This is a genomic window from Prosthecomicrobium pneumaticum, from assembly GCF_014199915.1.
Taxonomy (GTDB): Bacteria; Pseudomonadota; Alphaproteobacteria; order Rhizobiales; family Kaistiaceae; genus Prosthecomicrobium; species Prosthecomicrobium pneumaticum.
In genome coordinates, this window is the sequence record NZ_JACHOO010000002.1 from 380593 (window position 1) to 393131 (window position 12539).

Here is a 12539-nt window from a genome sequence, read left to right on the forward strand (position 1 = left end):
GATAATACTCCTCTGCAGCTTTGGAGGCCGTTCTTGTCGTTTCGCCGCCTGCTCGCAGCGTTGTGGACCTTCCTGATCGCCACGGTCGCCTTCTGCGCCGCGGCGCAGGCGCTCGATGCAGTGCCGGTCCCCCTCGACGACAAGACGCTCGATCTCACCGACGTCATCGAGTTCGCCTCGCGCACCCCCTCAGACCGCGTCCAGGTGTCGACCGCGCCGGCCGCCGACGGCATCGTACGGCGCATCGAGGTGCGCTCGAACCAGCCCGGCGGCACCTCGTTCTGGGTGTTCTTCGCGCTGACGAACACCGGCGACGAGCAGATCGACCGCCTGCTCGTCGCGCCGCATTTCCGGCTCGCCGGCTCCGGACTGATCTTCCCCGATCTCGGCGCCTCGCGCATCGCCTCGATCACGCCGAGCCAGGGCTTCGCGCCCGAGCGGCAGCCGAGCCAGGATGCCGACGTCTTCCGCATCACGCTCGATCCCGGCGCGATCGTCACCTTCGTCGCGGAACTGCGCACCCCCGTGCTGCCGCAGCTCTATCTGTGGCATCCCGACAGCTACAAGGACGCGGTCAACTCCTACACGCTCTACCACGGCATCGTGCTCGGCATTTCCGGGCTTCTGGCGCTCTTCCTGACCATCGTCTTCGTGGTCAAGGGCACCGCGATGTTCCCCGCGACCGCGGCGCTCGCCTGGTCCGTGCTGATCTATCTCTGCATCGATTTCGGCTTCTGGGACAAGGTGATCAGCGTCTCGCCCGGCGACGACCAGATGTGGCGCGCCGGCGCCGAGGTGCTGCTCTCGGCGACCCTCTTGATCTTCACCTACACCTATCTCAACCTCAACCGCTGGCACGTCCGCTACAGCCACGCCACCATCGCCTGGCTGGTCGGCCTCGTCATCCTGATCGGCGTTTCGATCTTCGAACCGGCGATCGCCTCGGGCGTCGCCCGCCTCTCTTTCGCCGGCATCGGCATCGCCGGCTTCGTCGTCATCGTCTACCTCGCCCTCCACCATTACGACCGGGCGATCATGCTGATCCCGACCTGGCTGCTCCTGATGGTGTGGATCGTCGGCGCCGCGCTGACGGTGAGCGGCGGCATCGAGAACGACGTCATCCAGCCGGCGCTGAACGGCGGCCTCGTTCTGATCGTTCTCCTGATCGGCTTCACCGTGCTGCAGCACGCCTTCGCCGGCGGCACCGTGGTGCAGACCGCGATCGGCGAGACGGAGCGGCGCGCCCTCGCCTTGACCGGCGCCGGCGACATCATCTGGGACTGGGACGTCCCGCGCGACCGGATCCATACCGGCGCCGACGCCGAGGACCTGCTCGGCCTGAAGCGCGGCACGCTCGAGGGCGCCGCGCGCGACTGGCTCGATGTGCTGCACCCGACCGACCGCGACCGGTTCCGCGCCACCCTCGACGCGGTGATCGAACAGAAGCGCGGCCGCATCGCCCAGGAATTCCGCCTGCGCGGCGAGGACGGCCATTACCGCTGGTTCCAGCTCCGCGCCCGGCCGGTGCTCGGCGCCGATGGCGAGGTGCAGCGCGTCGTCGGCACGCTGTCGGACGTCACCGAGCAGCGCACCGCCGAGGAGCGGCTGCTGCACGACGCGGTGCACGACAATCTGACCGGTCTGCCGAATCGCGAACTCTTCATGGACCGGCTCTCGGCGGCGATGACCCGCACCAAGGCGGAAGGCGCGGCGCAGCCCTCGGTCTTCGTGCTCGACATCGACCGCTTCAAGCAGGTGAACGACGCCTTCGGCCTGTCGGTCGGCGATTCGATCCTGTTGATGATCGCCCGCCGCCTCGCCCGCCTCCTGAAGCCGCAGGACACGCTCGCCCGCCTGTCGGGCGACCAGTTCGCCTTCCTGCTGCTCTCCGAATCCGAGCCGGACCGGATCGCCGCCTTCGCCGATTCGGTCCGTCGCACGCTGCGCGCGCCGATCACCTTCGGCGAGCGCGAGATCTTCCTCACCGCATCGATCGGCATCGCCATGCTCGATGCGGCGAAGCCGATCGAAGCCGAGGAGATGGTGAAGGACGCCGAGATCGGCATGTATTACGCCAAGCGGAACGGCGGCGACCGGATCGAGGCGTTCCGCCCGGCGCTCCGCCAGCACGGCGCCGATTCCCTCACCCTCGAAAGCGACCTGCGGCGGGCGCTCGGCCGCGACGAGATCAAGGTGTTCTACCAGCCGGTGGTCCGGCTCGAGGATCGCACGGTGGCCGGCTTCGAGGCGTTGGTGCGCTGGGACCACCCCAAGCACGGCCGCCTGCCGCCGGCGGACTTCATCCCGCTCGCCGAACGCAGCGGCCTGATCATCCCGCTCGGCCTCTATGTGCTCGACCGCGCCGCCCGCCAGCTCGCCGACTGGCAGGAGCAGCTCGGCCGCGACGTGCCGCTCTTCGTCTCCGTCAACGTGTCGAGCCGCCAGCTCCTGCGCCACGACCTGATCAACGACGTCAAATCGGTGCTCACCCGCTCGCCGGTCCAGCACGGCTCGCTGAAACTCGAGCTGACCGAGAGCCTCGTGATGGAGAACCCGGAATATGCCGCCCAGGTGCTCGGCCGCATCCGCGAGCTCGGCGCCGGCCTGTCGCTCGACGATTTCGGCACCGGCTATTCCTCGCTCTCCTATCTGCAGCGCTTCCCCTTCGACACGCTGAAGATCGACCAGAGCTTCGTCCGCGGCCCGGCCGCCCGCGAGAAGCGGGTGATCCTGAAGGCGATGATCGCGCTCGCCCACGAACTCCAGATGGAGGTCATCGCCGAGGGCGCCGAGACGGAGGACGACGCGCTCGACCTCTACGATCTCTCCTGCGAATTCGCGCAGGGCTTCCTGTTCGGCCACGCCATGCCGGCGGCGGAAGCCGCCCGCCTCCTCTTCGCCGAGGAAGAAGAGGCGCTGATCGCCTGAGGGCGCGGCTTCGCAGCCGCGCCGGCGCCGCGGTTCGATGTCAAGGCGCCCGGTGAAACAGCCTCGTCCGCAGCGCGGCGATCTCGGGATCGGCGAGTACCGGCGCGCACAGCGCCTTTTCCTCCTCCGACAGCATGTCGAAGCGGGACAGCCGGCGCGTCACGGCGTCCGCGCCGAGCGGCGCCATCCCCTCGAACGAGCTGCCGCCGCCCTGCGGCGGTACGATCGAAAGGGCCGCCTCGTCGGGCACGATACCGAGGCGCTCGGCGAGCGCGGCGCGATAGGCGGGATCGGCGATCCAACGATCATAAAGAATGCCGCAATGGCCGGGCAGATGCCGGGTCTCGCCGAGAAACTCCCGCGCGTGCTGCTTCCACCGCGCCGCCCACTGCGCCACCGCCTCGGAGGGGCTGCGGGCGGCGGAGCCGCCTGCGTCCCACATCCTGGCCCGCACGCGGCTCGCGAGAAGGCACGGCGCATCCCGCAGGATCAGGATCTCGTGCTGTCGCCGCGGCCGGGTCGCGAAGACCGGCCGGTCGAGCGGCCAGTCCTCGAGGCTGACCACGATGCGCCCCCTCGCAAGGCGCGGCAGATCGAGAAACAGTTTGCGCAGCGAGCGGCGTGACAACGCCTGCAGGACACTCGGCGTGAACCGCGCCGGCGGCAGGTCGGCGCCCCGCTCCAGTGCGTAGCGCCGTCGCCGCAACATATCGTTCAAGTAGAGACCTTGTCTCGAATACCCCGTCCAGTGGATGATGACATGGTTTCCCGAGCGGCTCATCCCGTGAAAGCTGGTGACGATCATACAGCTCCGCTTCAGCCCCCGGAATGTTGATAGAGCGGATTCCGATTTTTAGCTATGCCGAATTCATCTACGTTGGTCGTGCTTGGAGATCGAGCCGCGGTCGAGGCGGGACTTGGGGGCACGGGCCGCCCCCCTCCGCTCCGGCGGGTGAGCGTGCGCAGCGCGCCGCGGCACCGGCGGCGGCGTCGATCGGCCGCCCCGCCTTGACAGGGCGGCGTGCCGCTCCTCTATTGCCGGCGAAGCGACAGAGGTGTCATGACGAGCCCGCTCCCCCCGCTCGATATCCTGCTCGCGGCGCCGCGCGGCTTCTGCGCCGGCGTCGACCGGGCGATCCAGATCGTCGAGCTGGCGCTCGAGCGCTATGGCCCGCCGGTCTATGTCCGGCACGAGATCGTCCACAACCGGTTCGTCGTCGAGGGGCTGAAGGCGAAGGGCGCGGTCTTCGTCGAGGAGCTCGACGAGATCCCCGATACCGGCCGGCCGGTGATCTTCTCGGCGCACGGCGTGCCGAAATCCGTGCCGGCGAACGCCGAGACGCGCGGCATGTTCTTTCTCGACGCCACCTGCCCGCTCGTCTCGAAGGTCCACAAGGAGGCGGTGCTGCATCATCGGCGCGGCCGCGAGATCGTCCTGATCGGCCATGCCGGCCATCCGGAAGTGATCGGCACGATGGGCCAGTTGCCCGAAGGCACCGTCGCCCTGGTCGAGACCGTCGACGACGCGACGCGCTTCGCCCCGCGCGATCCCGCCAATCTCGCCTTCATCACCCAGACCACGCTGTCGCTCGACGACACCGCCGCGATCGTCGCCGTGCTCAAGGCCCGCTTCCCCGCGATCGTCGGGCCGCACAAGGAAGACATCTGCTACGCCACCACCAACCGGCAGGAGGCGGTGAAGCGGATCGCCCCCGCGGTCGACGCGATGGTCGTGGTCGGCGCGCCCAATTCATCGAACTCGCAGCGGCTCCGCGAGGTCGCCGAGCGCGAGGGCTGCACCCGCGCTGTGCTCATCCAGCGCGCCGCCGAGATCGACTGGGCAGCGCTCGGGTCGCTGCGCCGGGTCGGCATCACCGCCGGCGCCTCGGCGCCGGAGGTGCTCGTCGAGGAGGTGATCGCCGCCTTCGCCGAGCGCTACACCGTCTCGGTCGAAGTGGTGCGCAACGCCGAGGAGACCATCGCCTTCAACCTGCCGCGCGAGCTCAGGCTCCCGCCCGCCGCCGCCTGATCCCCGCCATGGCCGTCTATACCGACGTCTCCGACGACGCGCTCGCGTCCTTCATCGCGCGCTACGATCTCGGCGCCGTGCTCTCCTTCAAGGGCATCGCCGAGGGCGTCGAGAACTCGAATTTCCTGCTCGTCACCGAGGCCGGGCCGCACATCCTGACGCTCTACGAGAAGCGGGTCGATCCGAACGATCTGCCCTTCTTCATCGGCCTGATGGAGCACCTCGCCGGCCGCGGCATCACCTGCCCCCTGCCGGTGCGCGACCGTTCCGGCGCGGCGCTCGGCACGCTCGCCGGCCGGCCTGCGGCGATCGTCACCTTTCTCGAGGGCATGTCGGTGCGCCGGCCGCGCGTCCTCCATTGCGCGGCGGTCGGCGAGGCGCTCGCCCACATGCATGCCGCGGCGGAGGGGTTCGCGATCACCCGCCGCAACGCGCTCACCGTCGACAGCTGGCGGCCGCTCTTCGCCCGCTCCGCCGGCCGCGCCGACACCGTGCTCTCGGGGCTCCGCCGCGAGATCGAGACCGAGCTCGGCGCGCTCGAGGCGCAGTGGCCCGCCGCCCTCCCCGCCGGCGTCATCCATGCCGATCTCTTCCCCGACAATGTCTTCTTCCTCGGCGACGCGCTCTCCGGCCTGATCGACTTCTACTTCGCCTGCAACGACTTCCTCGCCTACGACCTCGCCGTCTCGATCAATGCCTGGTGCTTCGAGCCGGACGGCGCGCTCAATGTGACGAAGGCGAAGGCGATGATCGCCGGCTATGGCCGCATCCGCCCGCTCGGCGCGGAGGAGATCGCGGCCCTGCCGCTGCTCTGCCGCGGCGCGGCGCTCCGCTTCCTGCTCACCCGGCTCTATGACTGGCTGAACGTGCCGCCCGGCGCGCTCGTCCGGCCGAAGGACCCGCTCGAATATCTCCGGAAGCTCCGCTTCCACCAGCGCGCCGGCTCGGCCGCCGCCTATGGAGCCGAAGCGTGACGGACGACACCGCGATCGAGATCTGGACCGACGGCGCCTGCTCGGGCAATCCCGGCCCCGGCGGCTGGGGCGCCGTGGTGATCGCCGGCGATCATCGCAAGGAACTGTCCGGCGGCGCCCCCGACACCACCAACAACCGCATGGAGCTGATGGCGGCGATCGCCGCGCTCGAGGCGCTGAAACGGCCGTCGCGCGTCAACCTGCACACCGATTCGCAGTATCTGCGTGGCGGCATCACCGGCTGGATCCACGGCTGGAAGCGGAACGGCTGGCGGACCGCCGACAAGAAGCCGGTGAAGAACGTCGATCTCTGGCAGCGGCTCGATACGGCGCTCGCCCGCCACGATGTCGCCTGGCACTGGGTGCGCGGCCATGCCGGCACGGAGCTCAACGAGCGGGCCGACGAACTCGCCCGTGAAGGCATGCGCCCCTTCAAGCCCGCCCGCCGCCCGGCCGCGCCGGCCTTCCGGCCATAGGCCTTGGGCGCAGCGCCGCACGTCCCCAAAGGGCGGGAGGTCCCTGCGGACGGCGCGGAACCCTCGCGCGGTCCCGGTGTTCGCCTTTCGTCAGGCACGCAAAGGAGGACCCTATGAGCCACGCCAAGCCGGAAGGCCGCCAGGGCCGCATCACCCACGAGCAGCAGCTCCGCATGCTCGAGCGCAAGGACGACCTGCCGAAGGCCGGAGAAGCCGATGCGATGCTCGAACGCACCGCCGAAGGCGACGTCCCGCCCAATCCGATCAAGCACCCGGACGCCCGCCAGAGCGAGTTCCCGGTGAGTCGCCACGGCATGAATCAGGAAAGCCGCCACGACAAGAGCTAGCACCGGAGGCACTCGACACCGAAGGTCGGGCGTGGGTGTCGGGGAGACGCTTCACGGCCGGTCCGCAGCCGCAGTGCGTCACCCGGCGGCGGATCGAAAAACGGCGTCGATTCTTCTCCGCCTGCTCCAGCGTGACACGGGTCATCGGCGCTGCTCCAGTCTTCCACCGGAAACTAGTCGCGCGCCGATGGTCTCACAAGGTGGATCAGAGCAGAGCGAGGATCGCCGCGGCGCCCGAGCCGGTGACGCTGCCCGGCGAGTCCTCGACATTGAGCGCGGTCACGACACCGTCCTCGACGATCATCGCATAACGCTGCGAGCGGACGCCCATGCCGGCCGCGGTCAGGTCGCGGTCGAGGCCGACCGCCTGCGTGAAGACCGCCGAACCGTCGGCGAGGAAGGTGATCTTGCCCGCCGCGCCCGTCGCCTCGGCCCAGGCCTTCATGACGTGGTGGTCGTTGACCGACACGACGGCGATCTCGTCGACGCCCTTCGCGCGGATCGCCTCGGCCTGCTCGACATAGCCCGGCAGGTGGTTGCGGTGGCAGGTCGGCGTGAAGGCGCCGGGAACGGCGAACAGCACGACCTTGCGGCCGGCGAAGATCTCGCCGGTCGTGCGGTCGGCGAAGCCCTCGGGCGTCGCGACCTTGAAGCTGGCGTCGGGCAGGCGGTCGCCGACCGTGATCGTCATGATGCGCTCCGGATGGAGAGGGAAAGGCCGGCGGAGACTAGGGCGGCGGAACGGCGCTGCCAAGGGGACGTCACCGGGGGCGATCCTCGAGGACGAGGCCGTCGAGCGGGACCGCCTGCTCGATCGCGCTGTCCCCCGCCACGACCGTGAAGCGGAAGGCCGCGCCGGGCGCCGGCTGCGGGGTGGCCGACCGGTCGACCGTGAAGCGATAGGTGGCCGTGCCGTCGGTCGCGGAGACGCGCTGCGGGGGCGACGGATACCAGCCGGCGGGCGCCTCGACGAATACTTCCGTTCCTTGCGGCGCGGGGGTTTCGAGCGTCAGCTCGAAGCCCGTCTCCTTCTCGGCGCCCCCGAGACCGGCGACGTCGCGGACGGCGAACCGGCCGGGCGCGGGCGGCCCCGGCAGGCGCGCCCGCGCCGCGCCGACGAGCGCCGCGGCATTCGGATCGGACAGGCCGGGCGGCACGTCGAGTGTCGCGTCGAGCCGCACCGGCAGGCAGATCTCGGCGCAGACGCCGAGATCGACCGCCGCCTTGACACGGACCGGCACTCCGGCCTCGGGGATCGCCGCGGCGAAGGGCAGCGCCACGGCGCCCTCATAGACATTGCTGACCGCAAAGCCGTCGTCGAACCGGCGCGGCGGCGGGAAAGCGATCTCGGCCGCATCGAGATTGGCGGAGGCGGAGAAATCGAAGCGCGGCGCCATGCCGGCGTCGCCGGGGTCGCGCCAATAGGTGTGCCAGCCGGCGTCGAGCGCGATCTCGATCACGCCGTCGATCCGGCCGTCGGCGGTCGGCGTGGCGACGAGACGCAGCCGGACGTGATCGGCGGCAACCCAGGCGCCGGTCGCGGCGTTGGCCGGCGGGGCCGCCGCTGCGAAGGCGGCGAAAAGGATCGGAAGGGCACGCTTCATGAGCGCGGGACGATATCGGCGGCCTCGGGCAAAGGCGAGGCCGGCGGGCACGCCGGCCGACCACTTCTCCGTGAGCCGCAGGGTCCGCCCGCCCTTTCCTTCTTCCGACCCCGTGCTAGACTCGATCGCCATGAAGCCGCGCGCGCACAGCCTCGACACGTCGGATCGGCCCTTTCTCGACGGGCACTTCCTGATCGCCATGCCGGGCATGACGGACGATCGTTTCGCCCGTTCGGTGGTCTATGTCTGTGCCCATTCCTCGGAAGGCGCGATGGGCATCGTCATCAACCAGCGCGCCCCGCAGCTGACCTTCCACGACCTCCTCGTCCAGCTCGACATCATCCCAGAGACCCCGGAAATCCGCCTGCCCTCCGTCGCCTCGCGGATGATCGTGCAGCGCGGCGGCCCGGTCGAGACCGGCCGCGGCTTCGTGCTCCATTCGACGGATTACTTCGTCGAGAATTCGACCCTGCCGATCGACGATCACGTCTCGCTCACCGCTACCCTCGAGGTGCTGAAGGCGCTCGCCGTCGGCTCCGGCCCGGCGAGCGCCATGCTGGCGCTCGGCTATGCCGGCTGGGCCCCCGGCCAGCTCGAAAGCGAGATCCAGGCGAATGGCTGGCTGCACTGTACGGCCGAGCCGGATCTGATCTTCGATCCCGATCTCGACGCGAAATATGAGCGGGCGCTCGCGCTTCTCGGTGTGCGGCCCGGCATGCTGTCGGGCGAAGCCGGGCACGCCTGAGGCGCGTCAGCGCGGACCGGCCTCGCGCAACCGGGCGCGCGCCCAGACGACGAACACGGCCGCGAGGCCGATCGCCAGGGCGAACCAGGTGATCGCGTAATTGAGGTGGTTGTTGGCGAAGGTCACGCGGGTCTCGCCGCCCTGCGGCAGCCCGCCGGGATTGGGCGTCGCATCCGCCTCGATCGTATAGGGCGCGAGGTCGGCCGCGGGAAGCCCGGCGGCAGCGCCGAAGCGCGCCGGCTCGCGATAGAACCACTCGTTCTTGGCGCCGTCGCCGGAGGGCCGCAGCAGGCTCCAGGGTGTCTCCGGCTTGCGCAGCAGCCCGGTGATGGTGATGCGGCCCTCGACCTGCCCCTCGCGGCGCGTCGAGGGATCGCGCCGGTCGTCCGGCACGAAGCCGCGATCGACATAGACCCACCACCCCTGATCGGTCTTCAGGGGCACGTAGACCATCCAGCCGACGCCGCCATAGGCTCCGCCTTCGGGCTCGCTCACCGTGGCGTAGAGGTGCGTCTCGGCCGGGTAGTGGAAGGTGCCGGAGATCGTCACCGGCGTGTAATCGACCGCACCGAGATCGAGGGCCGGCCAGGTTTCCGGCCCCGGCGCCGCGATCGGCGCGGCGCCGATGCGGGCGTTGACCTGCGCGATCAGCGCCTCCTTCCAGGCGAGCCGCTCGATCTGCCAGATGCCGAGGCCGAGGAGGATCGCGACGCCGATGAGAGCGGCAATGCCCGGCGCGATCAGCCGGCGGGTCGGGGAAGCCATGGCCGCTCGATCGAAAGGAGAGGAACGGCCGCGCCGGGGTGGCGCGGCCGGAACAGCGTCAGCCGTGCACCGGAGCGCCCCAGCCGCCCCAGATGTAGATGGCGAAGAACAGGAACAGCCACACCACGTCGACGAAGTGCCAGTACCAGGCCGCCGCCTCGAAGCCGAAATGGGCCTTCGGGGTGAAATGGCCGGCCATCGCCCGGAACAGGCAGACGATCAGGAACAGCGTGCCGATGATGACGTGGAAGCCGTGGAAGCCGGTCGCCATGAAGAAGGTGGCGCCATAGATGTTGCCGGCATCCGGGCCGTAGGGACCGTCGACCGGACCGCCAAAGGCGAAGGGCGCGTGCAGATACTCGATCGCCTGCACCACCGAGAAGATCAGGCCGAGCGCGACGGTGCAGACGAGGCCCCATTTCAGGCCCTCACGGTCGTCGTGCAGCAGCGCGTGATGCGCCCAGGTGATGGTCGTGCCCGAGGTGAGCAGGATCAGCGTGTTGAGGAGCGGCAGGTGCCAGGGGTCGAACACCTCGAAGCCCTGCGGCGGCCAGTGCCCGCCGGTGAACGCGGCGCGGGCGACCTGATGCGCCTCGTTCGGGAAGAGGCTCGCATCGAAGAACGCCCAGAACCAGGCGACGAAGAACATCACCTCCGAGGCGATGAACAGGATCATGCCGTAGCGCAGGTGCAGCTGGACGACGGGCGTATGATCGCCCTTCTGGCCTTCCTTGATGACGTCCCGCCACCACACGAACATGGTGTAGAGGACGACCAGGACGCCCGGCACCATCCACCACGGGCTCGCGCCGTGCATGTACTGGATCGCCGCCACCGCCAGCAGGAAGGCGCCGAGCGAAGCGAGGAACGGCCACGGGCTCGGGTCGACGAGATGGTAGTCGTGGTTCTTGCCGTGTGCGTGGACGGCGTGGGCCTCGGCCATGGCGGCTCCCCCTATGCTCAGAGCGGGCTCTTCGTAGCCGGGACGGCAGCGAGCGGCTTGACCGTCGCGCCGTCTTCGGCGGGGAAGAAGGTGTAGGAAAGGGTGATGGTATCGACGTAGCGCAGTTCCGGATCCGACGCCATCGCCGGATCGACGAAGAAGGTGACGGCCATGTCCTGTTTCTCGCCGGCGGCGAGGTGCTGCTCGTTGAAGCAGAAACAGGCGATCTTGTTGAAATACTGCCCGGCAATGCCCGGTGTCACATTGAAGACGGCCGTGGCGGCGCTCGGCGCACCGGAGCGGTTGGCGACCGCATAATGGATCTCGCGGATCTCGCCGAGCTTCACCTCGACCTCGCGGTCGACCGGGCGGAAGCTCCATTCGAGGCCATTGCCGATATTGGCGTCGAACCGGACCCGGACGGTCCGGTCGAGCACCTTGCCCGGCCCGGCTTCGGCGCGCTGCGTGGTGCCGCCATAGCCCGTGACCTTGCAGAACAGATTGTAGAGCGGCACGGAGGCGAAGGCGGCGCCGAGCATGGCGCCGGCGAAGACCACGCAGGCCGCGGCGGTCATTCCGACCTTCGACTTCATCCGCCCCTCCTAGATCACGCGGCTGGCGACATTGCCGCCCATCTTGACGATCGTCATCGCGAAGAAGAGCACGACCAGGCCGGCGAGCACCCAGGCGATGGCTATCGAGCGGGCGCGGCGGCGGCGCAGTTCTTCCTCGGTGAGCTTGCGACCTTCCTCGGCCATGGTCAGACCATCCATCCGAAGAGCGCAGCGAGCCGATCGACGAGCAGGAGCGCGAAGACGAGGAAGAGGTAGACGATCGAGAAGGCGAACAGCCGCTTCGCGGCGGCGAAGCGTGGGTCCGCGTCGCCCGCACGCCAGACGCGATAGGCGTGATGCACGAACACCGCGCCGAGCGCCGCAGTCGCGACGCCATAGGCCGGCGAGGCGAAGCCGAACAGCGCCGGGGTCACGCCGAGCGGGGCGAGCACCAGCGAATAGAGGAGGATCTGCCGGCGGGTCGCCGCCGCGCCGGCGACGTTCGGCAGCATCGGCACGCCGGCGCGGCCGTAATCGTCCGACTTGAAGAGCGCCAGCGCCCAGAAATGCGGCGGCGTCCACATGAAGATGATGAGAAAGAGGAGGATCGGCTCGAGCGACACCGAGCCGGTCACCGAGGCCCAGCCGATCACCGGCGGCAGCGCGCCGGCGGCGCCGCCGATGACGATATTCTGCGGCGTCGAGCGCTTCAGCCACATCGTATAGACGACGGCATAGAAGAAGATGGTGAAGGCGAGCAGCGCGCCGGCGACGGCATTGACGAAGAGGCCGAGCAGCACGACCGAGAAGGCGGCGAGCGTCAGGCCGAAGGCGAGCGCCTCCCCCGGCGCGACGCGGCCGGCCGGCACAGGCCGGCTCGCGGTGCGGCGCATCAGCCGGTCGATATCGGCGTCATACCACATGTTGAGCGCGCCCGAGGCGCCCGCCCCCACCGCGATGCAGAGCAGCGCGGTGAAGGCCATCACAGGGTGAATGCTCCCCGGCGCCGCGACCAGACCGACGAAGGCGGTGAAGATGACGAGCGACATCACCCGCGGCTTCAAGAGCGCGATGAAATCGGACGGCGTGGCGAGATGGCTCGCCGTCCCTTCGATGTCGCGGAACTCCACGTCGGACATGGTCGCCTTTCGAGGGGGCCGGTTTCCCGGCCCCT

At 69.5% G+C, this 12539-nt stretch carries 14 protein-coding genes; 6 read left to right on the top strand and 8 right to left on the bottom strand.

Annotation, left to right across the window (positions count from 1 at the left end; genetic code table 11):
* The first annotated feature begins 33 nt into the window (after positions 1-33).
* Positions 34-2928 carry an EAL domain-containing protein gene (locus GGQ63_RS05430; protein ID WP_183853342.1) on the top strand — a complete coding sequence of 965 codons (2895 nt, stop codon included), beginning with the start codon at positions 34-36 and terminating at the stop codon, positions 2926-2928.
* 40 nt (positions 2929-2968) lie between these two features.
* Here the strand turns inward: GGQ63_RS05430 and GGQ63_RS05435 are convergent, their stop codons facing one another.
* Entirely contained in the window at positions 2969-3733 is a 765-nt protein-coding gene (locus tag GGQ63_RS05435) for a hypothetical protein (protein WP_183853345.1), read from the bottom strand.
* A gap of 255 nt (positions 3734-3988) precedes the next feature.
* Here GGQ63_RS05435 and ispH point away from each other — a divergent pair, with 255 nt between their 5' ends.
* The 4 genes from ispH to GGQ63_RS05455 all read left to right on the top strand — a co-directional run bounded on the left by ispH (position 3989) and on the right by GGQ63_RS05455 (position 6754).
* Complete coding sequence (gene ispH / locus GGQ63_RS05440; protein WP_183853347.1) at positions 3989-4957, top strand: 4-hydroxy-3-methylbut-2-enyl diphosphate reductase; 969 nt, start codon at positions 3989-3991, stop codon at positions 4955-4957.
* Between the two features lie 8 nt (positions 4958-4965).
* A complete protein-coding gene (locus GGQ63_RS05445) occupies positions 4966-5931 on the top strand; it encodes a homoserine kinase (RefSeq protein WP_183853349.1) in 966 nt (321 codons plus the stop codon).
* The gene (gene rnhA / locus GGQ63_RS05450; protein WP_183853351.1) at positions 5928-6407 is read left to right on the top strand and encodes a ribonuclease HI; all 480 of its coding nucleotides are present in this window, start codon (positions 5928-5930) and stop codon (positions 6405-6407) included. Before GGQ63_RS05445 ends, rnhA begins: the two co-directional genes overlap by 4 nt.
* Before the next feature lie 113 nt (positions 6408-6520).
* Positions 6521-6754, top strand: a complete 234-nt coding sequence (locus tag GGQ63_RS05455) for a hypothetical protein (RefSeq protein WP_183853354.1) — start codon at positions 6521-6523, stop codon at positions 6752-6754.
* Between the two features lie 205 nt (positions 6755-6959).
* Here GGQ63_RS05455 and GGQ63_RS05460 read toward each other — a convergent pair whose 3' ends face one another.
* Together GGQ63_RS05460 and GGQ63_RS05465 are read right to left on the bottom strand one after the other, a co-directional pair.
* The gene (locus GGQ63_RS05460; RefSeq protein ID WP_183853356.1) at positions 6960-7445 is read right to left on the bottom strand and encodes a peroxiredoxin; all 486 of its coding nucleotides are present in this window, start codon (positions 7443-7445) and stop codon (positions 6960-6962) included.
* Between the two features lie 70 nt (positions 7446-7515).
* Positions 7516-8358 (bottom strand): protein-disulfide reductase DsbD domain-containing protein, encoded by an 843-nt coding sequence (locus GGQ63_RS05465; protein ID WP_183853357.1) that lies wholly within the window; start codon positions 8356-8358, stop codon positions 7516-7518.
* Between the two features lie 130 nt (positions 8359-8488).
* Here GGQ63_RS05465 and GGQ63_RS05470 point away from each other — a divergent pair, with 130 nt between their 5' ends.
* Positions 8489-9103, top strand: a complete 615-nt coding sequence (locus GGQ63_RS05470; RefSeq protein ID WP_183853359.1) for a YqgE/AlgH family protein — start codon at positions 8489-8491, stop codon at positions 9101-9103.
* Between the two features lie 6 nt (positions 9104-9109).
* Here the strand turns inward: GGQ63_RS05470 and GGQ63_RS05475 are convergent, their stop codons facing one another.
* Genes GGQ63_RS05475 through cyoE form a run of 5 tightly spaced genes read right to left on the bottom strand, consistent with a single transcriptional unit; the run spans position 9110 to position 12504 of the window.
* Positions 9110-9868 (bottom strand): SURF1 family protein, encoded by a 759-nt coding sequence (locus GGQ63_RS05475; protein WP_183853361.1) that lies wholly within the window; start codon positions 9866-9868, stop codon positions 9110-9112.
* 58 nt (positions 9869-9926) lie between these two features.
* Positions 9927-10811: a cytochrome c oxidase subunit 3 gene (locus GGQ63_RS05480; RefSeq protein WP_183853363.1), complete on the bottom strand. Its 885-nt coding sequence runs from the start codon at positions 10809-10811 to the stop codon at positions 9927-9929.
* A gap of 17 nt (positions 10812-10828) precedes the next feature.
* Entirely contained in the window at positions 10829-11404 is a 576-nt protein-coding gene (locus tag GGQ63_RS05485) for a cytochrome c oxidase assembly protein (RefSeq protein ID WP_183853365.1), read from the bottom strand.
* A gap of 9 nt (positions 11405-11413) precedes the next feature.
* Positions 11414-11569, bottom strand: a complete 156-nt coding sequence (locus GGQ63_RS05490) for a hypothetical protein (protein ID WP_183853367.1) — start codon at positions 11567-11569, stop codon at positions 11414-11416.
* Positions 11570-11571: 2 nt separating this feature from the next.
* Entirely contained in the window at positions 11572-12504 is a 933-nt protein-coding gene (gene cyoE / locus GGQ63_RS05495; RefSeq protein WP_183853369.1) for a heme o synthase, read from the bottom strand.
* Positions 12505-12539: the final 35 nt, after the last annotated feature.